This window comes from Klenkia terrae (assembly GCF_037083865.1).
Lineage (GTDB): Bacteria > Actinomycetota > Actinomycetes > Mycobacteriales > Geodermatophilaceae > Klenkia > Klenkia terrae.
On record NZ_JBAPLV010000004.1, the window covers coordinates 115,247 to 140,296 of the forward strand.

Annotated in this window: 20 protein-coding genes; 5 read left to right on the forward strand and 15 right to left on the reverse strand. The window is 73.9% G+C overall.

All coding sequences use genetic code 11. From position 1 onward, the window contains the following. Positions 1–442: 442 nt before the first annotated feature. Positions 443–2,044, reverse strand: a complete 1,602-nt coding sequence (serA, locus tag UXQ13_RS06095) for a phosphoglycerate dehydrogenase (protein ID WP_225234882.1) — start codon at positions 2,042–2,044, stop codon at positions 443–445. 121 nt (positions 2,045–2,165) lie between these two features. Here serA and UXQ13_RS06100 point away from each other — a divergent pair, with 121 nt between their 5' ends. Together UXQ13_RS06100 and UXQ13_RS06105 are read left to right on the forward strand one after the other, a co-directional pair. Further along, the gene (locus UXQ13_RS06100; protein WP_225234881.1) at positions 2,166–2,963 is read left to right on the forward strand and encodes a hypothetical protein; all 798 of its coding nucleotides are present in this window, start codon (positions 2,166–2,168) and stop codon (positions 2,961–2,963) included. Between the two features lie 62 nt (positions 2,964–3,025). Next, complete coding sequence (locus UXQ13_RS06105; protein ID WP_225234880.1) at positions 3,026–3,355, forward strand: hypothetical protein; 330 nt, start codon at positions 3,026–3,028, stop codon at positions 3,353–3,355. Positions 3,356–3,401: 46 nt separating this feature from the next. Here UXQ13_RS06105 and ilvC read toward each other — a convergent pair whose 3' ends face one another. The 5 genes from ilvC to ilvD all read right to left on the reverse strand — a co-directional run bounded on the left by ilvC (position 3,402) and on the right by ilvD (position 11,610). Further along, complete coding sequence (ilvC, locus tag UXQ13_RS06110) at positions 3,402–4,427, reverse strand: ketol-acid reductoisomerase (RefSeq protein ID WP_225234879.1); 1,026 nt, start codon at positions 4,425–4,427, stop codon at positions 3,402–3,404. 39 nt (positions 4,428–4,466) lie between these two features. Next, a complete protein-coding gene (ilvN, locus tag UXQ13_RS06115; RefSeq protein ID WP_225234878.1) occupies positions 4,467–4,982 on the reverse strand; it encodes an acetolactate synthase small subunit in 516 nt (171 codons plus the stop codon). After that, on the reverse strand, positions 4,982–6,886 hold the full coding sequence (locus UXQ13_RS06120) for an acetolactate synthase large subunit (protein ID WP_336391939.1): 1,905 nt from the start codon (positions 6,884–6,886) through the stop codon (positions 4,982–4,984). Before UXQ13_RS06120 ends, ilvN begins: the two co-directional genes overlap by 1 nt. Before the next feature lie 251 nt (positions 6,887–7,137). Then, the gene (locus UXQ13_RS06125) at positions 7,138–9,792 is read right to left on the reverse strand and encodes a putative bifunctional diguanylate cyclase/phosphodiesterase (RefSeq protein WP_336391940.1); all 2,655 of its coding nucleotides are present in this window, start codon (positions 9,790–9,792) and stop codon (positions 7,138–7,140) included. A 114-nt stretch (positions 9,793–9,906) separates the two neighbouring features. Further along, positions 9,907–11,610: a dihydroxy-acid dehydratase gene (ilvD, locus tag UXQ13_RS06130; protein ID WP_225234875.1), complete on the reverse strand. Its 1,704-nt coding sequence runs from the start codon at positions 11,608–11,610 to the stop codon at positions 9,907–9,909. Between the two features lie 42 nt (positions 11,611–11,652). Here ilvD and UXQ13_RS06135 point away from each other — a divergent pair, with 42 nt between their 5' ends. After that, entirely contained in the window at positions 11,653–12,018 is a 366-nt protein-coding gene (locus UXQ13_RS06135; RefSeq protein ID WP_225234874.1) for a PH domain-containing protein, read from the forward strand. 90 nt (positions 12,019–12,108) lie between these two features. On the opposite strand, the gene UXQ13_RS06140 is transcribed toward UXQ13_RS06135, so the two are convergent. After that, positions 12,109–13,059 (reverse strand): 2-hydroxyacid dehydrogenase, encoded by a 951-nt coding sequence (locus UXQ13_RS06140; protein ID WP_225234873.1) that lies wholly within the window; start codon positions 13,057–13,059, stop codon positions 12,109–12,111. Between the two features lie 70 nt (positions 13,060–13,129). Between UXQ13_RS06140 and UXQ13_RS06145 the strand changes: the two genes are divergently transcribed. Further along, on the forward strand, positions 13,130–14,278 hold the full coding sequence (locus tag UXQ13_RS06145) for a PQQ-dependent sugar dehydrogenase (RefSeq protein WP_336391941.1): 1,149 nt from the start codon (positions 13,130–13,132) through the stop codon (positions 14,276–14,278). 189 nt (positions 14,279–14,467) lie between these two features. Here UXQ13_RS06145 and UXQ13_RS06150 read toward each other — a convergent pair whose 3' ends face one another. Genes UXQ13_RS06150 through gatC form a run of 5 tightly spaced genes read right to left on the reverse strand, consistent with a single transcriptional unit; the run spans position 14,468 to position 18,525 of the window. Beyond that, the gene (locus UXQ13_RS06150; RefSeq protein WP_336391942.1) at positions 14,468–15,007 is read right to left on the reverse strand and encodes a GNAT family N-acetyltransferase; all 540 of its coding nucleotides are present in this window, start codon (positions 15,005–15,007) and stop codon (positions 14,468–14,470) included. Further along, positions 15,004–16,506, reverse strand: coding sequence for an Asp-tRNA(Asn)/Glu-tRNA(Gln) amidotransferase subunit GatB (gatB, locus tag UXQ13_RS06155; RefSeq protein WP_336391943.1), 1,503 nt, complete (start codon positions 16,504–16,506; stop codon positions 15,004–15,006). The genes UXQ13_RS06150 and gatB overlap by 4 nt, the downstream gene beginning before the upstream one ends. Further along, complete coding sequence (locus tag UXQ13_RS06160) at positions 16,503–16,694, reverse strand: hypothetical protein (protein WP_336391944.1); 192 nt, start codon at positions 16,692–16,694, stop codon at positions 16,503–16,505. Before UXQ13_RS06160 ends, gatB begins: the two co-directional genes overlap by 4 nt. Further along, positions 16,691–18,217 carry an Asp-tRNA(Asn)/Glu-tRNA(Gln) amidotransferase subunit GatA gene (gene gatA, locus UXQ13_RS06165; RefSeq protein WP_336391945.1) on the reverse strand — a complete coding sequence of 509 codons (1,527 nt, stop codon included), beginning with the start codon at positions 18,215–18,217 and terminating at the stop codon, positions 16,691–16,693. The genes UXQ13_RS06160 and gatA overlap by 4 nt, the downstream gene beginning before the upstream one ends. Then, positions 18,214–18,525, reverse strand: coding sequence for an Asp-tRNA(Asn)/Glu-tRNA(Gln) amidotransferase subunit GatC (gene gatC, locus UXQ13_RS06170; protein ID WP_336391946.1), 312 nt, complete (start codon positions 18,523–18,525; stop codon positions 18,214–18,216). The genes gatA and gatC overlap by 4 nt, the downstream gene beginning before the upstream one ends. 200 nt (positions 18,526–18,725) lie before the next feature. On the opposite strand from gatC, the gene UXQ13_RS06175 reads away from it, so the two are divergent. Beyond that, positions 18,726–19,385 (forward strand): ACT domain-containing protein, encoded by a 660-nt coding sequence (locus UXQ13_RS06175; protein WP_225234866.1) that lies wholly within the window; start codon positions 18,726–18,728, stop codon positions 19,383–19,385. A gap of 24 nt (positions 19,386–19,409) precedes the next feature. Here the strand turns inward: UXQ13_RS06175 and ligA are convergent, their stop codons facing one another. Genes ligA through UXQ13_RS06190 form a run of 3 tightly spaced genes read right to left on the reverse strand, consistent with a single transcriptional unit; the run spans position 19,410 to position 24,926 of the window. Further along, complete coding sequence (gene ligA, locus UXQ13_RS06180) at positions 19,410–21,671, reverse strand: NAD-dependent DNA ligase LigA (RefSeq protein ID WP_336391947.1); 2,262 nt, start codon at positions 21,669–21,671, stop codon at positions 19,410–19,412. 32 nt (positions 21,672–21,703) lie between these two features. Continuing rightward, on the reverse strand, positions 21,704–22,747 hold the full coding sequence (locus UXQ13_RS06185) for a methionine synthase (RefSeq protein ID WP_336391948.1): 1,044 nt from the start codon (positions 22,745–22,747) through the stop codon (positions 21,704–21,706). After that, positions 22,731–24,926, reverse strand: a complete 2,196-nt coding sequence (locus tag UXQ13_RS06190; RefSeq protein ID WP_336391949.1) for a bifunctional metallophosphatase/5'-nucleotidase — start codon at positions 24,924–24,926, stop codon at positions 22,731–22,733. Before UXQ13_RS06190 ends, UXQ13_RS06185 begins: the two co-directional genes overlap by 17 nt. Between the last annotated feature and the right edge of the window lie 124 nt (positions 24,927–25,050).

Here is a 25,050-nt window from a genome sequence, read left to right on the forward strand (position 1 = left end):
CCCGCTCCGGGCGAGGACGCGGTGGCGTCCGTCCCCGGTGGTGGTTGTCCTGGGAACCACGTGCACCCCTGTCGGCGTTGAAGGTGGGTCTGGCGGTGCCGGTGCCTGCTCCCCGCCGCTGCGGCACCGGTGTGCGTCCACGGTGGTCGTGAGCAAGGCTTCGGACCATGGCCCGTTCGGCCCACCGCCGGTGCGTGTAATTCGGCAGATGGCCCAGTGCCGTCACCGCGACGCCGGGCCACGGCAGGCGGCACCGGCCCGCCGCGCGCCGAGCGTCATCCGGCCCACCACAGTTGCGCCGTGTGCCGAGTGACGCAGCGTTCAACGACCATCGGCTGTCAGCTACCTGTCCCCCGTCTGGCCATCCCCTGGCCCGGGACGACGGACGGCGCCGACCCCCGTGGGGGGTCGGCGCCGTCGGTGCGGTGCGGTGCGGGTGGGGTCAGAGCGGGTTCAGGTCGGCCGCGCGGGCCTCGCGTGCACCGATCTGGGCGGCGATGTCGGCCAGCAGGTCACCGCTGACCTCGCTGTCGACGGTGACCGCCATGAGCGCGTCCCCGCCCTGCGTGGTCCGGCTGACCTGCGCGCCGGCGATGTTGATGCCCGCCGCGCCGAGGGCGGCACCGACCGTGCCGACCACGCCGGGCCGGTCGGCGTAGGTGAAGAACAACAGGTAGCCCTTGGCCTCCAGGTCCACCTCGAAGCCGCCGACCTCGGTCAGCTTGGGCACCTGGTTCTTCCCGTACAGCGTGCCCGAGACGGTGACGGCGGTGCCGTCGGCCATCGCGCCGCGCACGGTGATCAGGTTGCGGTAGTGCGGGCTCTCCACGTCCTGGGTCAGGGTGACGTCCAGACCGCGGGCCTCGGCCAGCAACGGGGCGTTGACATAGCTGACCTGCTCCTCGACGACGTCGCTGAACACCCCGCGCAGCACCGCCAGCTGGACGACGGACACGTCGAACTCGGCGATCTTGCCCAGCACCTCGACCGACACCGACTGGGCCAGGCCACCGGCCACGGCGGTGAAGACCCGGCCGAGCTTCTCCGCCAGCGGCAGGCCCGGACGCACGTCCTGCGCCACGATCCCGCCGGCCTGCACGTTGACCGCGTCCGGGACGAAGTCGCCCTGCAGGGCCAGCCGCACGCTGCGCGCGACCGCCGTCCCGGCCTTGTCCTGGGCCTCGGTGGTCGAGGCGCCCAGGTGCGGGGTGACCACGACGTTGGGCAGCGCGAACAGCGGGCTGTCGGTGCACGGCTCCTTGGCGTAGACGTCGATGCCGGCCGCACCGACCTGGCCCGAGCGCAGCGCGTCGGCCAGCGCCGCCTCCTCGACCAGCCCGCCGCGGGCGGCGTTGACGATGATCACGCCCTTCTTGGTCATCGCCAGCTGCTCGGCCCCGATCATCCCGAGGGTCTCGGGGGTCTTGGGCAGGTGGATGGTGATGAAGTCCGACTCCCGGAGCAGCTCCTCCAGGGACACCAGCCGGACGCCGAGCTGGGCCGCGCGGCCGGGCTGGATGTAGGGGTCGTAGGCGATGAGGGTGACGCCGAAGGCGGCCAGCCGCTGGGCGACCAGGACGCCGATGCGGCCCAGGCCGACCACGCCGACGGTCTTCTCGGTGACCTCGACGCCGCTGAACTTCGACCGCTTCCAGGTGCCCTCGCGCAGCGAGGCGTCGGCGGCCGGGATGTGCCGCGCGGCGGCCAGCAGGAGCGCGATGGCGTGCTCGGCGGCGCTGACGATGTTGGAGGTCGGCGCGTTGACGACCATGACCCCGCGGGCGGTGGCGGCCGGGACGTCGACGTTGTCCAGGCCGATGCCGGCCCGGGCGACCACCTTCAGGTGGGGCGCCGCGGCGAGCGCCTCGGCGTCGATGGTGGTCGCGCTGCGCACCATCACGGCGGCGGCGTCGGCGAGGGCGGGCAGCAGCGCCGCACGGTCGGCGCCGTCGACGTGCCGGATGTCGAACTCGGAGCCCAGCACCTCCAGCGCGCTGGGGGCGAGCTCCTCGGCGATCAGGACGACGGGCGCAGGGGTGGTCACGGGTGGACAGCCTAGGACCCGCAGGTGGGGGGCGTGCTTGCCCCTCCCTCCGGCGCCCGCCATCCTGACTGCTCACCACCGGTCGCCCCGCAGCGTGACCGGTCCCGCACGGAGGAGAGCAGTGAGCGAGCACCAGGGAGACCAGGGCCGGTCGGAGACGACCCCGTTCGGCGACGGTGGCCGGGGGCAGGACGGCCAGAGTGCTCAGCAGCAGGGCGGGTACGGGCAGAGCAGCTACGGGCAGCAGCCCGATCCCTACGCGCAGCCCCAGCCCTACGGCCAGTCGCAGCCCTACGCCGGCTACGACCAGTCGACGGCCTACCAGCCCCAGGGGTACCAGCCGCAGGGCTACCAGGCCCAGGGCTACCAGCAGCAGGGCTACCAGCCCGCCGGGTACGGCCAGCAGCCCTACGGCTACGGCCCGGCCACACCGGCCAAGCCGGGCTCGGTCGTCACCGCTGCGGTGTTCGGGTTCATCTTCGGGGCGCTCGGCGTGCTCGTCTCGGGCCTGGCCCTGATCGGGTCGGCCGTCGCCATCGGTGCCGGCGCGGGTTCCAGCGACGAGTTCGACCTGGTCCCGGGGCTCAGCAGCATCGTCGGGGCGGCCATCGGCCTCTTCGTGGTCGCCGCGCTGCTCGCCCTCGCCTGGACCGTCGTCATGATCTGGGGCTCGGTCTGGGCGTTGTCGGGCCGCAGCCGGGTCATGCTGATCGTCGGAGCGTCGATCTCGATCGTGGTCACCGGCATCGGCCTGGTCGGCAACCTGGCCAACCTCGGCGACGACTTCGGCAGCACCAGCGGCGGGGACGTCGTCCTCAGCCTGGTGTTCTTCGCGGTGGCCGTGGCCATCGTCGTGCTGCTCTGCCTGGCGCCCTCGGCCCAGTTCTTCGCCGCCCACCGCGCCCGCCGCGGTCGCTGAGGTGACCGCACCCGCCCCGTAGTTCGGCCTGCCTTCAGGGGCCCGCCGCGAGCTTGCGAGTGGTGGGTGGAAGGCAGGTCCTTCTACTGCTGCCGGGGCTGAGCGGGTTGTCCTACGGCCTGGCCGGCAGCATCGGGGCCTTCGTCGTGGGCGGGCTGTACCTCCTCCTGTCCGCGGCGACGGTCTACGGCTCGGTGCAGCTGTTCCGCGGCCGCGACGCCCGGCTGCTGCAGGTGGTCGGTCTGGTGCTGGTCGCGGTGTGGCTGGTCAACCTGGTGCTGGCCGTCGTCCTGGTCGGCACCGTCGACGTGCTGTCGGTCCTGCTGCTCGTGCTGGCCGTCGGGGTGGTCGTGACCACCCGCCGTCCCGAGGTCCGCGCCTTCGCCGCGTGAACGCACGACGGCCCCGCACCCTGGGTGCGGGGCCGTCGTGACCGGGTCAGCGCTGGGCGGTGCCGGTGTAGTCGTCCGAGGCGGAGACCCAGCTCATCAGCCCGCGCAGCTGACGGCCGGTCTCCTCGATCGGGTGCGCCTCGGCGGCGGCCCGCTTGGCCGTGAAGTCCGGGGCACCGGCGTCCTGGTCGGCGATGAAGGCCGCGGCCCAGGTGCCGTCCTGGATGTCCTTGAGGACCTGGCCCATCGTCTCCTTGACGCGCGCGTCCACCACCCGGGGGCCGGAGGTGTAGTCGCCGTACTCGGCGGTGTCGGAGACCGACCAGCGCTGCTTGGCGATGCCGCCCTCGTACATGAGGTCGACGATCAGCTTGAGCTCGTGCAGGCACTCGAAGTAGGCGATCTCGGGCTGGTAGCCGGCCTCGGTCAGGGTCTCGAACCCGGCCTGCACCAGCGCGGACATGCCACCGCAGAGGACGGCCTGCTCACCGAAGAGGTCGGTCTCGGTCTCCTCGGCGAAGGTCGTCTTGATGACACCGGCGCGGGCACCGCCGATGGCCTTGGCGTAGGACAGCGCCAGCGCCTGGGCCGAGCCGGAGGCGTCCTGCTCCACCGCGATCAGGCAGGGCACGCCCTTGCCGTCGGTGAACTCGCGGCGCACCAGGTGGCCCGGGCCCTTGGGGGCGACCATGGCGACGTCGACGCCGGCCGGGGGCTTGATGTAGCCGAAGCGGATGTTGAAGCCGTGGCCGAAGAACAGCGCGTCGCCGTCCTGCAGGTTGGGCTCGATCGACTCGGTGTACAGCTTCCGCTGCACGTGGTCCGGCGCCAGGATCATGATCAGGTCGGCCTCGGCGGCCGCCTCGGCGGGGGTGACGACCCGCAGGCCCTCGGCCTCGGCCTTGGCGCGGGACTTGCTGCCCTCGGGCAGGCCGACGCGCACGTCGACGCCGGAGTCGCGCAGCGACAGCGAGTGGGCGTGGCCCTGGCTGCCGTAGCCGATGACGGCGACGGTGCGCCCCTGGATGATCGAGAGGTCGGCGTCGTCGTCGTAGAAGATCTCGGCGGCCATGCGGTGGGGCTCCTTGTCTAGGTGGGGGTTCGAGCAGGTTCAGGAGGCGGAGCGCAACGTACCGGCGCCGCTCATCGAGCGCGGACCGCGGGCCAGGGCGACGGTCCCGGACTGGGCCATCTCCTTGATCCCGAGCGGTGCCAGGACGGCGAGCAGCGCCTGCAGCTTCTCCGGGGTGCCGGTGGACTCGACGGTCACCGTGTCGGTGTTGACGTCGATGACCTTGGCCCGGAACAGCTCGACGGTCTGCAGCACCTGGGCCCGGTCGGCCAGCGGTGCGCGGACCTTGACCATGAGCAGCTCGCGCTGCACCGAGGCGCCGTCCAGCTCGACGATCTTGATCACCTCGATCAGCTTGTTCAGCTGCTTGGTGATCTGCTCCAGCGGCTGGCTCTCCACGTCGACCACGATGGTCATCCGGGAGAGGTCGGGGTTCTCCGTCGGGCCGACGGCCAGGGACTCGATGTTGTAGCCGCGGCGGCTGAACAGCGCCGAGACGCGGGCCAGCACACCGGACTTGTTCTCGACCAGGACCGACAGGGTGTGGCGGGGCATCAGACCGGGCCTTCCGTGTAGACCGGGCGGACGTCGCGCGCGGCGAGGATGTCGTCGTTGCTGGCGCCGGCGGCGACCATCGGCCAGACCTGGGCGTCGGAGCCGACCACGAAGTCGATCACGACCGGGCGGTCGTCGATCTCCATGGCCGCGGCGATGGTGGCGTCGACGTCCTCCGGCCGCTCGCAGCGCAGCCCGACGCAGCCCAGCGCCTCCCCCAGCTTCACGAAGTCCGGGATCCGGATCGGCTCGATGTCGCCGCCGCCGGAGCCGCGGTTGTGCAGCCGGGTGTTGGAGTAGCGACCGCCGTAGAACAGGGTCTGCCACTGCCGGACCATGCCCAGGTTGCCGTTGTTGATCACGGCCACCTTGATCGGGATGCCCTCGATCGCGCAGGTGGCCAGCTCCTGGTTGGTCATCTGGAAGCAGCCGTCGCCGTCGATGGCCCACACGGTGGCCTCGGGGCGACCGGCCTTGGCACCCATGGCGGCGGGGACGGCGTAGCCCATCGTGCCCAGGCCGCCGCTGTTGAGCCAGGTGCGGGGCTTCTCGTACTTCACGAACTGGGCGGCCCACATCTGGTGCTGGCCCACACCGGCGCAGTAGACCGCGTCCGGGCCGGCGATGGCGCTGAGCCGCTCGATGACGTACTGCGGGGACAGCGCGCCGTCCTCGGGCAGGTCGTAGCCCAGCGGGTAGGTCTCGCGCCAGCGGTCGAGCTGGGCCCACCAGGCGGACAGGTCGGGCCGGCCCTGCTGCTCCTGCAGCGTGGTAAGCGCGGCGACCAGCTCGGTGATCGTCTCCTTGGCGTCGCCCACGATCGGGACGTCGGCCTTGCGGTTCTTGCCGATCTCGGCCGGGTCGATGTCGGCGTGCACCACCAGGGCATCCGGGGCGAAGCTCTCGAGCTTGCCGGTGACCCGGTCGTCGAAGCGGGCGCCCAGCGCGATGAGCACGTCGGCCTTCTGCAGCGCGGCGACCGCGGTGACGGTGCCGTGCATGCCGGGCATGCCCAGGTGCTGGGCGTGGCTGTCGGGGAACGCGCCGCGGGCCATGAGGGTGGTGACGACGGGGGCGCCGGTCAGCTCGGCGAGCTCGGCGAGCACCTCGCTGGCCTCGGCCTTGAGCACGCCACCGCCGACGTAGAGCACCGGCTGCCTCGCGGCCTGGATGACCGCGGCGGCCTCGCGGACCTGCTTGCCGTGCGGGCGGGTGGTCGGCTTGTAGCCGGGCAGGTCGATCCGCGGCGGCCAGACGAAGTCGGTGGTGGCCTGCAGGACGTCCTTGGGGACGTCGACCAGCACCGGGCCGGGCCGGCCGGTGGAGGCCAGGTGGAAGGCCTCGGCGATCCGCTGCGGGATCTCGTCGGCGCTGGCGACCAGGAAGTTGTGCTTGGTGATCGGCATCGTGATGCCGCGGATGTCGGCCTCCTGGAAGGCGTCGGTCCCGATGAAGCCGCTGGCCACCTGCCCGGTGATCGCGACCATCGGCACCGAGTCCATGTAGGCGTCGGCCAGCGGGGTCACCAGGTTGGTGGCGCCGGGGCCCGAGGTGGCGATGCAGACGCCGACCCGGCCGGTGGCCTGCGCGTACCCGGTGGCGGCGTGCCCGGCGCCCTGCTCGTGGCGGACCAGGACGTGGCGCACCGAGGAGTCGAACAGCGGGTCGTACAGCGGCAGGATGGCCCCGCCCGGCAGCCCGAACACCAGGTCGACGCCGACGGCCTCGAGGGAGCGCACGAGGCTCTGCGCACCGGTGATGCCGGTGCTCGGCCGCGTCGGGTCGAGCACCGACCCGTCGGTGGTCTCGACCCCGACGGTCGCCTCGGCGGCAGCCTGGGTGGGGGCGTCGACCGCCGCGGGATCGGGCGCGAGGGACGTCGGTGGGCTGGTGGTGGTGCTCATGCGGGGCGGGTCTCCCTGGGCGCGGGGGTGGGTGTGCGGTCGGGCTCGGCCAACAAAAAACCCCTCGTGCCAGGAGGCACGGAGGGGTGAGCGCGTCGGTCGGTGGACCGACGCGCTAGTCGATGACTACGAGGAGGACGGGACGCAGCACGCCCGTACTGTGCGCCCGGGCAACCCCCCGCGTCAACCACCGCGTCCCACTCACCGGGACGGGGGCATCCGCTCCGTGGGACGGGCTGCGGGACCCGGGGTCACCCGGCGTCGACCCGCCCGACCTGGCCGGGCCACAGGTGGCCCCGGCCGGCGTCCAGGCAGGCGACGAGCGCGGGCAGGGTCAGCGGCCGGGACAGCAGGAACCCCTGGGCGAAGCCGCAGCCCATCGTGCGCAGCACGGTCAGCTGGCTGGGCGTCTCGACGCCCTCGGCGACCACGTCGATGCCCAGGTCACCGCCGATGCCGATGACCGAGGCGCACAGCGCACGGGTCTGCACCTCCTTGTCCACCCGGGCCAGGAAGGAGCGGTCGAGCTTGACGACGTCGATCGGCAACCGGGTCAGGTGCGCCAGCGTGGAGGACTCCGCGCCGAAGTCGTCCAGGGCCAGGTGCACGCCCATCAGCCGCAGGGCGGCGAAGTCCGCGGAGATGGCCGGGTCCTCCAGCAGCGCGGTGCTGCCGGTCACCTCGACCACCAGCCGCTCGGCGGGGAAGCCGGTGGCGCGCAGGGCGGTGGAGACGTCGCCGACCACTGTGCCGCTGGCCAGGTGGACCGGGGAGATGTTGATGCCCAGCCGCAGCGGGGCGCCGTGCTCGGGCAGGGCCGCCGCGGCCAGGGTGGCCTCGTGCAGCACCCAGCGCTGCAGGTCCCCGACCAACCCTGCGCGCTCGGCGACCGGGATGAACTCCTCGGGCTCGAGCTCGCCGAACACCGGGTGGTCCCAGCGGACCAGTGCCTCGACGCCGGTGACCTGCTGCTCGGTGAGCGAGACGATCGGCTGCCAGACCAGGCCCAGCTCGCCGCGCGCCCGGGCACCCACCAGGTCCGCCCGCAGCCGCTCGCGGCGGTCCCGGGCCTCGCCGAGCAGCGGGTCGTAGCGCCGCACGGAACCGGGCCCGGCCTGCCGGGCGCTGCGCACGGCGAGCTCGGCGCGGTCCAGCACGGTCTCCGAGCCCAGCCCGGCGACCAGCGGCACCAGGCCGACGGCCGCGCTGAGGTCCACCAGGCCCAGCGGGGTGACGACGGGCTGCTCCACCACCGACAGGCAGCGGGAGGCCACCCGGTCGGGCTCGGTGCCCTCGCCGTGGGCGAGCACCGCGAACACCTCGGCCCCGACCCGGGCCACCAGGTCGTCGCCGCGGACGGTGGCGCGCAGCCGACGGCCGATCTCGACCAGCGACAGGTCGACCACGTCGCGGCCGACGTTCTCCCGGGCGGCGGTAAGCCCCTCGACCTCGAACAGCAGCAGGGACACCTGCGACACCTCGCCCGCGGCGGCCAGCTCCTCGGCCAGCGCGATGACGTGCGCCGCCCGGTTGGGCAGCCCGGTGACCGGGTCGGTGAAGGCCAGCGAGCGGAGCTCGTCCTCGGCGTGCAGCCGGACGGTGACGTCGCGGCAGTGCAGCACCAGGTCGCCCACCGCGGCGTCGGCCCGCAGGTCGGTGACCCCGGCCTCCCACACGCGCCAGCTGCCGTCGGCGGCGGGCAGCCGGAAGCTGCACAGCCCGCCGAGCGCGGCGGCGGGGCCGTCGGGGTCGCTGAGCCAGGCGCGGACGGTCTCGACGTCCTGCGGGTGGACCCGGTCGACGAGCAGGGCCCCCACCAGCGGTCGGCCGGCGGCCTGCGCGGGGTCGGCCAGGGCCGGCGCGGCCCAGGTGGTGACGCGCTGCTCGTCGAGCACGAGGACGGCGTCGCTGCTGGCCCGGACCACCTTGCGGAAGTAGGCCTCGCTGCGGCCCAGCCGACCGGCCCAGCGCACCTCGTCGCCGACCACGACGACCCGGTGCACGCCGGTGAGCAGCAGCCCCACCGCGACCGCGACCAGGGCGGCCGGCGTGGGGGTGGCGACGAACAGGGCCGAGGCCAGCAGCAGGACGGCGGCGACCACCATGACGCCGTGCGGCAGCAGCTGGCCGGCCAGGGTGATGCCCTGGGTGAGCTTGCGGGCCCCGCCGACGCCGGGGGCCGGTCCCCCGGCGGTCCCCGGGGCGTCGCCCGGGTCGGTCGTCGCGGCCAGGACCAGCAGGACCAGCCCGAGCAGGAGGACCGCCCGGCTCGCGGTGCCGAGCAGGCCGAAGGAGCCGGTGGAGACCACGACGGCCAGGCAGTCGGCGACGGTGAGCGCAGCCAGCCCGGCCAGGGTCACCCCGGCGGTGGTGCGCCGCGCCGGACCGGCCGCGGTGACGAAGGTGAGGCCGGTGCCCAGCAGCAGGGTGGCGGCCAGGCAGCTGGCCTCCAGCGCCAGCCGGGCCGGGCCGCCGGGTGAGAGCTCGCGGACGAGCGGGCCGACCACGAGCAGCTGGGCCAGGACGAAGGCGGCGGTGCAGAACAGGGCGTTCTCGACCAGCAGCCGCGCACCGCCGGCACGCAGCCGGCCGCGGCCGAGCAGGGTGAGGACGGCGACCGCCCCGAGCAGGTGCGGGAGGACCGAGGCCGCCGTGCGGGCCGGGTCCACCGACCCGGGGGCGGGGTCCAGCAGCTCGGTGGACGCCGAGACGACGACCCCGGTGAGCAGCGCGGCCGCCACCAGGCGCCAGCCGCGCGCCCGGGCGCAGGTGCGCCGACCGACCCGGGCCAGCACGACGGCGGCGAGGACGGCGGCGGTGACCACCACGGCGTCGGAGACCGGCCGGCGCGCCCCCGGCGGGAGCAGGAGGGCGCCGCCGAGCAGGGTCAGGAGCGCCAGACCCACCAGGGGTGCCCAGCGCCGGATGCGGTCCACATCCCGGATGTCGGCAGCGGCGGACCCGGCCCGCAGCCCTGCCGGGGTGTTCTCACCCCTTTGGGCTGCGGGCCCTCCCCCGCGTCAGCCGCAGATCGCGCCCTGCGCCGCCGACCCGACGAGCTTCGCGTACTTGGCCAGCACCCCGCGGGTGTAGCGCGGCGCCGGCGGGGCCCAGCCCTCGCGGCGACGGGCCAGCTCCTCGGCGTCGACGTGCAGGTCCAGCGTGCGGGCCGCGAGGTCGAGCACGATGCGGTCGCCGTCCCGGACGAACGCGATGGGTCCGCCGTCCATGGCCTCGGGGGCGATGTGGCCCACGCACAGACCGGTCGTCCCGCCGGAGAACCGGCCGTCGGTCAGCAGCAGCACGTCCTTGCCCAGCCCGGCGCCCTTGATCGCACCGGTGACGGCCAGCATCTCGCGCATGCCCGGACCGCCGCGCGGGCCCTCGTAGCGGATGACGACGACGTCGCCGGACTTCAGCGTGCCCTCGGTGACGGCCTGCATCGCGCCGGCCTCGCCGTCGAACACCCGGGCGGTGCCGTCGAAGACCTCGGCGTCGAAGCCGGCGCTCTTCACCACGGCGCCCTCGGGCGACAGCGAACCGCGCAGGATGGTGAGCCCGCCGGTCTTGTGGATCGGGTTGTCCATCGCGTGGATGATCGCGCCGTCGGGGTCCTGCGGGGCGATGTGCGCCAGGTTCTCGGCCATCGTCTTGCCCGTGACGGTGAGGCAGTCGCCGTGCAGCAGGCCGGCGTCCAGCAGCGCCTTCATCACGACCGGGACGCCGCCGATGCGGTCGATGTCGGTCATGACGAACCGGCCGAAGGGCTTCACGTCGGCCAGGTGCGGGGTCTTGTCCCCGATCCGGTTGAAGTCGTCGAGGGTGAGGTCGACGTCGGCCTCGTGCGCGATGGCCAGCAGGTGCAGCACGGCGTTGGTCGAGCCGCCGAGGGCCATGACCACGGTGATGGCGTTCTCGAACGCCTCCTTGGTCATGATGTCGCGGGCGGTGATGCCCTGGCGGAGCAACTCGACGACGGCCTTGCCCGACTCCACGGCGTAGCCGTCGCGGCGGCGGTCCGGGGCCGGCGGGGCGGCGCTGCCGGGCAGGCTCATGCCCAGGGCCTCGGCGGCGCTGGCCATGGTGTTGGCGGTGTACATGCCGCCGCAGGCGCCCTCGCCGGGGCAGGTCGCCTTCTCGATCTCGGTCAGCTCGTCGCGGGTGATCTTGCCCGCGGCGCAGGCGCCGACGCCCTCGAAGACGTCGATGATCGTCAGGTCCCGGTCACCGAGCTTGCCGGGCATCGTGGCGCCGGCGTAGAGGAACACCGCGGCCAGGTCCAGGCGGGCGGCGGCCATGAGCATGCCGGGCAGGGACTTGTCGCAGCCGGCGAGCAGCACCGAGCCGTCCAGCCGCTCGGCGAACACGACGGTCTCGACCGAGTCGGCGATGACCTCGCGGGAGACCAGCGAGGCGCGCATGCCCTCGTGGCCCATGGAGATGCCGTCGGACACGGAGATGGTGCCGAACTCCAGCGGGAAGCCGCCGCCCTCGTGCACGCCGGTCTTCACGGCCTTGGCCAGCCGGTCCAGCGAGAGGTTGCAGGGGGTGATCTCGTTCCAGGACGAGGCCACGCCGATCTGCGGCTTCACCCAGTCGTCGTCGCCCATGCCGACGGCGCGCAGCATGGCGCGGGCGGGGGCGCGGGAGTCGCCGTCGGTCACCTCGAAGGACCGGGGCTTCATCGAGGAGGTGCTGGCGGGCGGGTTCTCGACGGTCGTCACGACCGTGGATGGTATGCCCGGCCCGTCTGGGACGATCGGGCCGTGGCTGTCGCGCGGATGAGGATGAGCCGGGTGGCCCTGGTGCCGGTGCTGGTGCTGGCGGTCTGCACGCTGCCGGTGGCGACCGCGGCCTGGTGGGGCGCCCCGCTCCTGCTGGTGCCGCTGCTGGTCGCCGTCTGGGTGCTCCGGGTCGGGGTCGACATCGGCCCGGCCGGGATCACTCCGCGCACGCTGCTGCCCGGCGCGACGGTGCCCTGGGACGACGTCGCCGGACTCCGGGTGGGCGAGGACCAGGAGCTGTGGCTGGTGCGCCGCACCGGCACCGAGGTCCGGCTGCCCGTCGTCCGGGCGCGGGACCTGCCCCGCCTGGCCGCCGTCTCCGACGGCCGCATCCCCGACGTCGGCTGACCGCGCTCCGGCTTCGTCGGCTTCGGCAAAGGAACCTCTGCACCCCCTGAACGGCCGGTGAGGGGGTGCAGAGGTTCCTCTGCCAGGGCCTCAGTAGGCGTCGACGACGTTCACCAGCGGCTGACCGGCGAGGACGCGCTGCAGCTGGTCGGCGACGGCGGCCGCGGCGCGGGCGTTGGTGTCGGGCACGGCACCGGCGACGTGCGGGGTGAGCAGCAGCCCGGGCGCCGACCACAGCGGGTGGCCCTCGGGGAGCGGCTCGGGCTCGGTGACGTCCAGGGCAGCCCGGAGGCGCCCGGAGGTGAGCTCGGCCAGCAGCGCATCGGTGTCGACCACGACCCCGCGGGCGGCGTTGACCAGCAGCGCGCCGTCCTTCATCGCGGCCAGGAAATCGGCGTCCACCATGCCGACGGTCTCGTCGGTGACCGGCACGATGAGGACGACGACGTCGGCCGCGGGCAGCAGCTCGGGCAGGTCGGCGGTGGCGCGGACGCCGTCCCGGGCGGTGCGGGCGACGTAGGTGAGGTCGACGTCGAAGCCGGCGAGCATGCGGCCGATCAGCTGCCCGATGTCCCCGGCCCCGACGACCAGGACCTTCGCCCCGACCATGGAGTGCTCGGTTCCGAACGACCACCGGCCGGCGTCCTGCTCGCGGGTGAAGTGCGGGATGCCGCGCTGGGCGGCGAGCGCGGCGGCCACGGCCCACTCGGCCGTCGCCGGGGTGTGCGCGCCGCGGGCGTTGCAGAGCACGACGCGCTGGGGCAGCCGGCCGGCGAACTTCTCGGCCCCGGCGCTCATCAGCTGCACCAGCTGGAGGTCGGGCAGGCCGTCCAGGAACCCGTCGGGGATGCCGGACCCGCCGGCCGGCACCCAGACCTGGGCGCGGGCGGCGTCCCCGGTCGGGGCGCCCTCGGTGGGGTCGACCCGGTGCGCCCGGACCCGGGGGTCGAGCTGCTCGAGGTGCTCGGCCAGGCCGCGGGAGGGCACCAGGACGTGCAGCTCCGCGTCGTCGGGCAGGTCGATGATCAGGCTGTCGGGCACGGGACCAGACGTTAGGGGGACCGCCCGCGGACGGCGATCCGGGACACCGCCGGTGCGTACCCTGGGCGGGGTGACCCGGGGAGCTCGCGCGCTGCTGGCCGCGGGCGCCTGCCTGCTGCTGGCCGGCTGCGGCGGCGGCTACACCCCCGCCGGTCCGTTCCGCGAGGTGCAGGAGGCGCCGGGTCCGCAGGTCGGCCCGCCGTCGGACACCACGCCCGCGCCGGCCCCCGGCGACCCGTCGACCCCCGGCTCGGAGCAGGAGGAGGCCGGCGACCCGAACGTGCTGGCCACCGACCTCGCCGTCCCGACCGGTCTGGTGCTGCTGCCCGACGGCACCGGGATCGTCGCCGAGCGCGAGACCGGTCGCCTGCTGCAGGTGTTCCCCGACCGCTCCCCCGCCCGCGAGCTGATGGTCGTGGCCGGGGTGGACGCCACCGGCGACGGCGGCCTGCTGGGCCTGGCGCTGTCGCCCACCTTCGCCGAGGACGGGCTGTTCTACGCCTACCTGTCCACGGCGACGGACAACCGGGTGGTCCGCTTCCCGATGGGCGGTGCCCCGAACCCGGTCGTCACCGGCATCCCGCGGGGCGAGACCCGCAACGGCGGTGGCCTGGTGTTCGGCGTCGACGGCACGCTGTACGTGGGCACCGGCGACACCGGCGACGCCCCGCTGGCCCAGGACCCGGCGTCCCTGGCCGGCAAGGTGCTCGCCTACGACGTGTTCGGACAGCCGGTGGGCGCCAGCCCGGTGTACAGCTCGGGGCTGTCCAACGTGCAGGGGCTGTGCCTGGACGCCGAGGGTGCCGTCTACGCCACCGACGACGCCGCCACCGGGCCCGACGAGTTCGACGCGCTCGTCCCCGGCGGCGACTACGGCTCCCCGGTCGCCATCCCGGGCGCGAACCCGGCGGTCCTCACCGTCCCCGCCGAGACCGGCGGGCTGGCCGGGTGCGCGGTGTCGGGCAGCTTCGTCTTCCTCGGCGCGCTGGACGGCCGGCAGGTCGTGCTGGCCACCCTCGGGCCCGACGGCGCCCCGGTCGCCGACCCCGAGCCGTTCCTCCCCGACGAGTACGGCCGGCTCCGGACCGTGGTGCTCGCCCCCGACGGCGCGCTGTGGATCACCACCTCGAACACCGACGGGCTCGGCACCCCGGCCGAGGACGACGACAAGGTGCTGCGCATCCAGCCGCCCGCCTCGGAGCAGACCAGCCCGCTGTAATCACTGTCGCCCTGCGGGCTCCGACCGCGGTCAGGTGCCGTACCCGGCTGGTGTGGAGCGCGTCCTCGCCATCCTCGGCGACCCTGCGGGCCACCTCGTCAGCCGATCGCGGTGCGTGCGTCGGGCGGTCGGGGTCTGGCGTGGTCGTGCACTGCACCGCCACCCTCGGCGACCCTCCGGGCCACCTCGTCAGCCGGAGGGCTGTGGCCTGTGCCGGCGGTAGACGACGTGGGCGCGGGTGTCGGCGGGGTTGTCCGGCTCCAGCTCGCCCTCGGCGACACGGGTGAAGCCGGCCGCCTCCAGGGCGCGCCAGGATGCCCGGTTCTCCGCGTGCACCGGGACGACGACGTCCTGGGCATCCGGGTGGTCGGCGAAGCCCCGCTGCACCGCGGCGCGGACGAGCCCGGCGCCCAGGCCACGACCGCGGTGGCCCGCCGTCCCGACGAGGTAGTCGATGCTCAGCGCACCGGCCGGCACCGGGTGCACCGGCGCCAGCTCGGCGACGTAGGACGGCTCGTCGGCGAACCGGTAGACCTGGACGAAGCCGAACGGCTCGCCGTCGGTCAGCCCGAGGTAGAGGGCGGTCGGATCCGTGCCGTCGATGGACGGGCCGTAGCGGGCCTCGACCTCACCCGGGTCCACGGCCCACCAGCGAGCCACCAGCGGCTCGGCCAGCCACGCAGCGAGCAGACCGAGGTCCGCTCGCTGCAGTGGCTGCAACGAGATCACCCGCCGAGCACCCGCTCCTCCAGCATCCGCCGGACGGTGGCTGCATCGGCCTTGCCGCGGGTCTCCTTCATGACGGCGCCCACCAGGGCACCCAGCGCCGCGGTCTTGCCGCCGCGCACCTTCTCGACCACGTCGGGTGCACCGGCGATCGCGGCGTCGACGGCGGCCCCGAGCTCGTCGGACTCCCCCATCACGGCCAGGCCGCGGGAGTCCACGACCTGCTGCGGCGAGCCCTCGCCGGCGAGCACGCCGTCGAGCACCTGGCGGGCCAGCTGGTCGTTGACCGTGCCGGCCGCGACCAAGGCGGTCAGCTCGGCCACCTGCGCGGGGGTGACCGCCAGGTCGGCGAGCTCCACGCCGTCGTCCTTGGCGCGGCGGGACAGCTCGCCCAGCCACCACTTGCGGGCATCGGCCGGGTCGGCGCCGGCGGCGACGGTGTCGGTCACCAGGCCCAGCGCACCGGCGTTGACCAGCCAGGCCATCTCGGTGTCGGAGATGCCCCATTCCTCGCGCAGGCGTGCCCGGCGGGCGGCCGGCAGCTCGGGGAGGTCGGCCTGCAGCTGGGCGACCCAGTCGGCGTCGGGGGCCATCGGCACCAGGTCGGGCTCGGGGAAGTACCGGTAGTCGGTGGCCTCCTCCTTGCTGCGGCCGGCCGAGGTGGACCCGGTGTCCTCGTGGAAGTGCCGGGTCTCCTGCAGGATCCGCACGCCGTCGTCCAGCAGGGCGGCCTGGCGGCGCATCTCGTAGCGCACCGACCGCTCGACCGAGCGCAGCGAGTTGACGTTCTTGGTCTCGGTGCGGGTGCCCCACTCCAGCGACCCGGTCGGGGCCAGCGAGGTGTTCACGTCGCAGCGCAGGTTGCCCTGCTCCATGCGGACCTCGGAGACGCCCAGGGCCAGCAGGATCTCGCGCAGCTCGGCGACGTAGGCGCGGGCGACCTCGGGGGCCTTGGCGCCGACGCCGGGGACCGGCCGGGTGACGATCTCGACCAGCGGGATGCCCGCCCGGTTGAAGTCGACCAGCGAGTGGTCGGCGCCGTGGATGCGGCCGGTGGCGCCACCGACGTGCAGGTTCTTGCCGGTGTCCTCCTCCAGGTGCACCCGCTCGATCTCCACGCGGTAGGTCTCGCCGTCGACCTCGACGTCCAAGTGCCCGGCCGTGCACAGCGGCTCGTCGTACTGGCTGGTCTGGAAGCCCTTGGGGATGTCGGGGTAGAAGTAGTTCTTCCGCGCGAACCGGCACCAGGTGGCGATCCGGCAGCCCAGCGCGAGGCCGATCCGGATGGTGGCCTCGATGGCGGCGGCGTTGGCCACCGGCAGCGCGCCGGGCAGGGCCAGGCAGACCGGGCAGGTGTGCGTGTTGGGCTCGGCGCCGAAGGTCGTGGCGCACCCGCAGAACATCTTCGAGGCGGTGCCCAGCTCGACGTGGGTCTCCAGGCCGAAGACCGGCTCGTACCGGGCGACGACGTCGTCGAACTCGAGCAGACGGTCGGTGCTCACTTCTCCCCCTGCTTCTTGGCTGCTTCTCGGGTCTCGGCGCGGCCGGTGACCACGGCACCGACGGCGGTGAGCACCCCGAGGACGATGAACACGGCGAACACGGCGCGGCCGGTGGTCGCCCACAGCACGACGCCGGCGAGGACGACGAAGGCGGTCAGACCCCACGCGGCCTTGAGGGCGTTGCTCACGCCGAGGCCCCCAGCTGGCTCAGGAACGTGCCCCCGCGGGCGGCGTCCTGCGCTGCCTCCAGCGCTGCGGCGACCCGGTAGCAGCGGTCGTCGGCCAGCGCCGGCGCCATGACCTGCAGGCCGACCGGCAGACCCTCGGAGAGCCCGCACGGGACCGAGATGGCCGGGGTGCCGGCCAGGCTCGCCGGCAGCGTGCACAGGTCGGCGGCGTACATCGACAGCGGGTCGTCGACCCGCTGGCCGATCGGGAAGGCCACGATCGGCGACGTCGGGCTGACCAGCACGTCCACGGCCCCGCCGTCGGCGGCGAACGCCGAGACGAAGTCCCGGCCGATCAGCGTGCGGACCTTCTGCGCCTGGCCGTAGTAGGCCTCGTAGTAGCCCGAGGACAGGGCGTAGGTGCCCAGGATGATCCGGCGCTTGACCTCGGGGCCGAAGCCCTTCGCCCGGGTGAGCGCCATGACCTCGTCGAGGTCGCGGCTGCCGTCGTCCCCGACCCGCAGGCCGTACCGGACGCCGTCGAACCGCGACAGGTTGGACGAGGCCTCGGACGGCGCGATCAGGTAGTAGGCGGCCAGCGCCAGGTCGAAGCTGGGGCAGGAGATCTCGCGGACCTCGGCGCCCAGGGCCCGCAGCTGGTCCACACCCGCCTGGAACGCGGCCAGCACGCCGGCCTCGTAGCCGTCGGTGTGGCCCTCGCCGCCGAGCTCGCGGACGACGCCGACGGTGACGCCGGACAGGTCGCCGGTCGCCCCCTGCCGGGCTGCCTCGACGAACGGGGCGGCCGGGGCGTCGATGCTGGTGGAGTCGCGCGGGTCGTGCCCGCCGATGACCTCGTGCATGAGGGCGGCGTCGGCGACGGTGCGGGCCATCGGACCGGCCTGGTCCAGGCTCGAGGAGAAGGCGATCAACCCGTAGCGGGACACCGAGCCGTAGGTCGGCTTGTGACCGACCAGGCCGGTGACGGCGGCGGGCTGGCGGATGGAGCCGCCGGTGTCGGTGCCGATCGCCCACGGCGCCAGGTGGCCGGCGACCGCAGCCGAGGACCCGCCGGAGGACCCGCCGGGGATCCGGTCGTGGTCCCACGGGTTGCGGGTCGGGCCGTAGGCGGAGTTCTCGGTGGAGGAGCCCATCGCGAACTCGTCCATGTTGGTCTTGCCCAGCAGCACGGTGCCGGCGGCCTTGAGGCGGGCGGCGACGGTGGCGTCGTAGGGCGGCGTCCAGCCCTCGAGGATCTTCGAGCCGCTGGTGGTGGGCACGCCCTCGGTGACGACGACGTCCTTGAGCGCCACCGGGATGCCGGCCAGCGGGCCGAGCTCGTCACCGGCGGCGCGGCGGCGGTCCACCTCGCCGGCGGTGGCCAGCGCGGTCTCGCCGTCGACGTGCAGGTAGGAGTTCAGCGTGCCGTCGGTGGCCGCGATGGCGTCCAGGTGGGCCTGGGTGATCTCGACGGCGCTGGTGCTGCCGTCGGCCAGGGCGGCCCGGAGCGCGGTGACGTCGAGGCGGGTCAGGTCGGTGCTCATGCTTCTTCCTGCAGGATGCGCGGCACCCGGAAGCGGTCGTCCTCGGCGGCGGGCGCGCCGGAGAGCGCCTGGTCGCGGGACAGGCTCGGGGTGACGACGTCGGGGCGGTACACGTTGGTCAGCGGCACCGCGTGCGTGGTCGGCGCGACGTCGGCCGTGGGGGCGTCCTGCACCCGGGCGACGGCGCCGAGGACGACCCCGAGCTGGTCGGCGAAGAGGTCCAGCTCCTCGTCGGTGACGGCGAGCCGGGACAGCTGCGCGAGGTGCGCGACGTCGTCCCGGGAGAGGCTGCTGCTGTCCGTGCTCATGCGGTGGCGGGCCCCAAGTCGGTCGGCTGGGTGTCGGTGGACGTCGGGAGCACCGGGCTCCCGACCCTGGGAGTCTACGTGGGCGGGCCCACGGGCCCCGGTCCGCGAGCCCGGTTGGCCCTGGCGGGGGCCGATGGGGCAGGCTGACCGCTGCCCGCGATCGACGGAGATCGACACCCGGCGGTCCTGCGGAGGTGCCCGTGTCCTACCTGCTCCGTCTCGTCGTCCCCGACCGCCCCGGCATCCTGGGCGCGGTGGCCACCGCGCTGGGCCTGGCCGGCATCGACATCGTCTCGGTCGACGTGCTCGAGCGCGGCGGTGGGGTGGCCGTCGACGACATCGTGGTCGAGCTGCCCGAGGACCGGGTCGCCGACGGCCTGATCACCGCGGTGATGACCGTGCCCGGCGTGCAGGTGGAGTCGCTGCGCCCGTTCTCCGGGCAGCTGGACACCCACCGCGAGCTGGAGCTGCTGGAGTCCCTGGGCCGGGCCGGCGGCGGGACGGCGACCCTGCTCGCCGACGAGCTGCCCCGGGTGCTGCACGGCGGCTGGGCGGTCGTGCTCACCGGCACCCCGGACGACGTCACCGTGCTGGCGGCCTCCGAGGCCGCCCCCGGGCTGGCCGACCTGGTGCTGCCCTGGCTGCCGCTGCGGACGCCGGTGCTGCTGCCCAGCGAGGCCGACTGGGTGCCGGCCATGTGGCAGGACATGGCCGTGGAGATGATGGCCGCACCCTTCGACGGCGGTGCCGCGGTGCTGCTCGGCCGCTCGGGCGGGCCGGCCTTCCGCCGCTCGGAGCTGTTGCGGCTGGCCCACCTGACCGGCATCGCCGCCACCGTCGCCCAGCTGCCGCCCGCCTGAGCGGGGCCCCGCCCCGGCGGGACCTCAGGACGGGGTCGGGTCCTCGGGCACCTCGTCGGCCGTCCCGGTCTCCTCGACGGGGGTCTTCTTCTTCCGGGGGGCCCGCTTCTTCGGGGCGGCCTGCTCGCCGTCCGGCTCGGGTGCGGGCTCGGGCTCGCTGCCGTCGCCGATGGTGGCCACCGCACGGGCGGCGTCCGGGCCCTGCTCGAGCAGCACGGCGAAGCCGTCGTCGTCGAGCACCGGCGCCTTCACCTGGACGGCCTTGTCGTACTTGCTGCCCGGGTCGGCACCGACCACGACGAAGCCGGTCTTCTTCGACACCGAGCCGGTGACCTTGCCGCCCTGGCCCTGGATGGCCGCGATCGCCTCGTCCCGGCTGTGGTCGCGCAGCGACCCGGTGACCACCACGGTGACGCCGGTGAGCGGGCCGGGACCGTCGTCGGAGGCCTCGTCCTCCATCCGGACGCCGTCGCGGCGCCACTTCTCGACCACGCCGAGGTGCCAGTCGACGGCGAACCAGTCGCGGACGGCGGTGGCGATGGTCGGGCCGACGCCGTCGGCGGCGGCCAGCTCCTCCTCGGAGGCGGCCATCAGCCGGTCCATCGAGCGGAACTCCCGGGCCAGCGCCTGCGCGGCGGTGGGCCCGACGTGCCGGATCGACAGACCGACCAGCACCCGCCAGAGCGGGACGTCCTTGCGGGTCTGCAGGTTGGTCAGCAGCCGCTGACCGTTGGCCGAGAGCGTGCCGTCCTTCTTGGTGAAGAACGGCGCGGTCTGCAGCTGCTCGGCGGTGAGGGCGAAGACGTCTCCCTCGTCGGCCAGCAGCCCGCTCTCCAGCAGCGAGGTGGCGGCCTCGTAGCCGAGCACCTCGATGTCGAAGGCGCCGCGCCCGGCGACGTGGAACACCCGCTCCCGCAGCTGGGCCGGGCACGAGCGGGAGTTGGGGCAGCGGATGTCGGCGTCGCCCTCCTTCTCGTGCCGCAGCTCGGTGCCGCACTCGGGGCAGTGGGTGGGCATGACGAACGGGTGCGCGTCAGCGGGCCGGACGTCGACGACCGGGCCGAGGATCTCCGGGATGACGTCCCCGGCCTTGCGGATGACCACGGTGTCGCCGATCCAGACGCCCTTGCGCTCGACCTCGCTGGCGTTGTGCAGGGTGGCCAGCTGCACGGTGGAGCCGGCGACCTTGACCGGTTCCATGTAGCCGAAGGGCGTGACCCGGCCGGTCCGCCCCACGTTGACCCGGATGTCCAGGAGCTTCGTGGTGGCCTCCTCCGGCGGGTACTTGAACGCGATCGCCCACCGGGGCGCCCGGCTGGTGGACCCGAGCCGACGCTGCAGCGCGACCTGGTCGATCTTGACGACCACGCCGTCGATCTCGTGCTCGACGGCGTGCCGCTGCTCGCGGTAGCGCTCGATGTAGGCCCAGACCGCCTCGAGGTCGGGCACGACCTCGTATCGCTCGCTGGTGGGCAGTCCGAAGGACTTGAGCCGCTCGTAGGCCTCGGACTGGCGCTCCACCTCGAAGCCGGTGCGGGCGCCGATGCCGTGCACCAGCAGGCGCAGCGGACGGGTGGCGGTGACGCGGGGGTCCTTCTGCCGCAGCGACCCCGCCGCGGCGTTGCGCGGGTTGGCGAACGGCGCCTTGCCGGCCTCGACCTGCGCGGCGTTGACCTCGGCGAAGGCTGCCACCGGGAAGTAGACCTCGCCGCGCACCTCGACGAGCTCGGGGACGTCGCCGGTGAGCTGCTGCGGCACGTCGGCCATGGTGGCCACGTTGGCGGTGACGTCCTCGCCGGTGACGCCGTCGCCGCGGGTGGCCGCGCGCACCAGCCGGCCGCGCTCGTAGACCAGGTCGATGGCCAGGCCGTCGATCTTGAGCTCGCAGAGGTAGCCGGCACCGGCCGCGCCGTCCCGGTCGGCGCGCGCTGCCCACGCCGACAGCTCGTCGGAGTCGAAGGCGTTGTCCAGGCTCTGCATGCGCTCGAGGTGGGTGGCCGGGGAGAACGTCGCGCCGAAGCCGCCGTTGACCTTCTGGCTGGGCGACTCCGGGGTGACCAGGGCCGGGTGGTCGGCCTCTAGGGCCTTGAGCTCGCCCATCAGCTCGTCGTACTGGCCGTCGCTGACCTGCGGGGCGTCCTTGACGTAGTACGCGAAGGCCAGCCGGTCGAGCTCCTCGGACAGCTCGGTGTGCCGGTGGCGGGCGCCCTCGGAGACCTCGGTGACGTCGGCGCGCTCCTGGGCTGCACCGACCTCGGGGGTGGCGACGTCGTCCTCACTGCTCACGTCCAGGACGCTAGTCGGCACCCCCGACATCCTCAGTCCGGGAGCAGGTACTTCGCCGCCTCGCGGACGTGCGCCAGAGCTCCCCGCGCGTAGGCCGGTGTGGCGCCGGCCAGGCCGCACGCCGGGGTGAGGGTGACCGAGCGGTGCAGGTCCTCGGCCGGGAAGCCCAGCTCGTTCCACCAGGCCTGCAGGCGGGTGGCCGTAGCCTTGGGTGCCGGCAGGCCCGTGCCGGTGCCGGGGACGACGCCCAGGAACAGGTGGGTGCCGGCGTCGACGGCGGTGCCGACGACGTCGAGGTCCTGCACCAGGCCGTGGTCGAAGGAGACCGCGTCGGCGCCGGACGCCCGCAGCAGACCCAACGGCGCGCGCGGTGCGCAGCAGTGCACGACCGTGCGGGAGCCGAGCGCGGCGAGGAACCCGGCGAGCTCCTCCTGCACGACCTGGGCCTCGACGGCGGCCAGCTTGCCGAAGCCGCTCTGGGTGGGCAGCCCGCCCATGAGCACCGCCGGCAGGGACGGCTCGTCGAGCTGCACGACGACCTCGGCGCCGGGCAGCCGGGCGGCGACCTCGGCCACGTGGGCGCGGAGCCCCTCGGCCAGGGACTGCGCGATGTCCCGGCGGGCGCCCGCGTCGGTGACGGCCCGGTCGCCCCGGGTGCGCTCCAGGCCTGCGGCCAGCGTCCACGGCCCGGTGGCCTGCACCTTGAACGGCCCGGTCCAGTCGGCGGCGACGTCGTGCAGGGCGTCCAGGTCGCGGGCGAGGAACTCGACGGCCCGCTGCAGGTCCCGGCCCGGCCTCGGCACCAGGCGCCAGCCCGCCGGGGTCAGGTCGACGTAGACGTCGACGAGCAGGGCCGCGCTCCGTCCGAGCATGTCCGCGCCGGGGCCACGGGCGGGCAGTTCGGGCAGGTGGGCGAGGTCGGGCAGCTCCCCCACCACGAGCCGGACGGCCTCGGCCGGGTCGGTGCCGGGCAGTGACCCGACGCCAGAGGCCGGCCCCCACGCTGTGGCGGGAGCCGGCCTCCGGTCGTCGGTGCTGCTGGTGCTGTCGTGCTCGGGACTACTCGGTGACGCCACGCCCGCGACGGTAGCCCGCAGCGGTGGCGGCGACGCCGGCCAGCAGCAGGCCCGCGCCGAGCGCGGTCAGCTGGCCGGTGGCGGCGCCGGTGTTGGCCAGGTTGCCCGCCGCGATGCCGTTGCCGGGGTTGGCGACCGGCTGGGTGCCGGGGGTGCCCGGGGTGGTCGTGCCGCCGCCGGCGCCCGGGGCAGCCGGGCAGGTGAACCCGGCACCGGCCACCCCCAGGGCGCCGCTGGTGGCGTCGACCGTTCCCACCGGGGTCGGCTCCGTCGTGGTGCCGCCCAGCCCGGCCGCCGGTGCGGGCGCCGTGGCGAAGGTGGTGGCAGTCCCATGGTTCGCCGCCGGCGGCGACACGGGCGACTCGGCCTCGAAGTACTCGACGGCTGTGTCGACGTCGACCGGACCGGTGGCCGGATCGGTGCCGTTGGTGAAGGAGCTGAAGCTATCCCCGCCGCCCACCAGGAAGGAGTTCGCCACGACGCGGTACTCGGCAGCCGGGTCGATGGCGGTGCCGTTCAGAGTGATGGTGGCCGGGTCGACGCGCTGCCCGTAGGGCTTCGTCACGTCGAAGGAGTAGGCGAAACCCTCCGAGGTACCCAACCGCAGGTTGCTGGCCCGCGGACCGCCGGGGTTCTGGAACTGCTGCTCCAGGACGCCGCGGATGTCGGCCCCGGTCAGGGTGATGGCGTTGACGGTGTTGCCGAAGGGCTGGACGGCGAAGAGCTCTCCGTAGGTGACGTCGCCCGCGAGGATGTCGGTGCGCAGGCCGCCGGGGTTCATGAAAGCGATGACAGGGTCTCCGTAGGCCGGGTCGTCCATCGCGGCCAGCTGCGCCTCCGCCACCAGGTTGCCCAGGGCGGACTCTCCGTCGCGGACGGCGGCCGGGTTGCCGTTGGCGTCGACCCCCTGGGCCCTGAGGATGTCTGCGGTCGCGCTGCCGACGATCTCATCGCCGGCATCTGCCGACGCGTCCTGCCAGTACCCGACGATCTCGGCGACGTCCGGGTCAGGGGCGTCGCGGTTCACCGGCACGTTGGTGGCCTGGTAGACCCCGCACAGTCGGTCGACGTCGCCCGTGGTGCCGTCGATCACCAGGCGGATGTCGGAGATCAGCCGGCCGTAGAAGCCGGCCTGGGTGAGCAGCCGGGGGTTGCCGGCGGGGTCGGGAACCATGCAGTTGTAGGCCTGGTGGCTGTGCCCGCTGACGATGAGGTCGACGGCGGGGCTGACATCGGCGTTGATGTCGACGATCGGGCCGGTGAGCTGGTCGCAGCCGTTCACGTCCAGGGAGTCGCCGCCCTCGTTCTCACCACCTTCGTGGATGAGTACTCCGATGGCCTCGATCCCCTGGGCCTGCAACACCGGCACCCAGCGGTTGACGGCCTCGGCCTCGTCGATGAACTCGACGTCGGCGATGCCCGCCGGGGAGACGATCGTCGGGGTGGTCTTGGTGACCACGCCGATAAGGGCCATCTGCTTGCCGCCACCCACGTCGAAGACCTCGTAGGGAGGCAGCATCGGCTCACCGGTGGCGGTGTCGATGACGTTGGCAGCGAGGTAGGGGTAGTCGGTGCCGTGGAAGTCCTCCCCCGTGCTGTCCGGGAAGCACCCGTCGACCCCCGCTGCGAAGGGCTGACCGCCCAGGGTGGCCGGGCAGGCCTCGACGTCGTCGGAGTACTCATCGTCGGTGGCGGCGGAGATGCGTCGCAGCTCCTCGGTCCCGCGGTCGAACTCGTGGTTGCCCACGGAGGAGACGTCCAGGCCCATGGCGTTGAGGACCTCGACGGTCGGCTCGTCGCCGAAGACGCTGGAGTCGAACGGCGACGCGCTGATCAGGTCACCGGCGCCCACGAACAACGATGCCGCCTCGGTGCCGCCCTGGGCCAGGAACGCCGCTCGGGTGGCCTGCACCGTGGTCGCAACGCTGGCCGAACCGCCCACCACGGTGGTCACGTCGTCGGCGGTCCCGTAGGCGCCGTCCGGACCGGGGTCGGTCAGCAGCTGACTGTCCGTGCCGGTCGTCTCCGAGATCCGGCCGTGGAAATCGTTGATCCCCATGAGCTGCACGGGGATGTCGGCGGCCGGGGCCGCCGGGGCCGCAGAGGCGACGGTCGGGAACCCGACGACGGCGGCCGAGGCCACCATGGTCGCGGCGAGGGTGAGGCGCGTTCGGCGCAAGGGTCCTCCTGGGACGGGCCCGAACCGTGGGTGACGGATCGGTCACAGAGCATGACTAAGTAGCGCGGCGAACCATCTCGCCCCGCGAAACGTAGCCCGCAGCTCTGACGAAACCAAGGGCCGG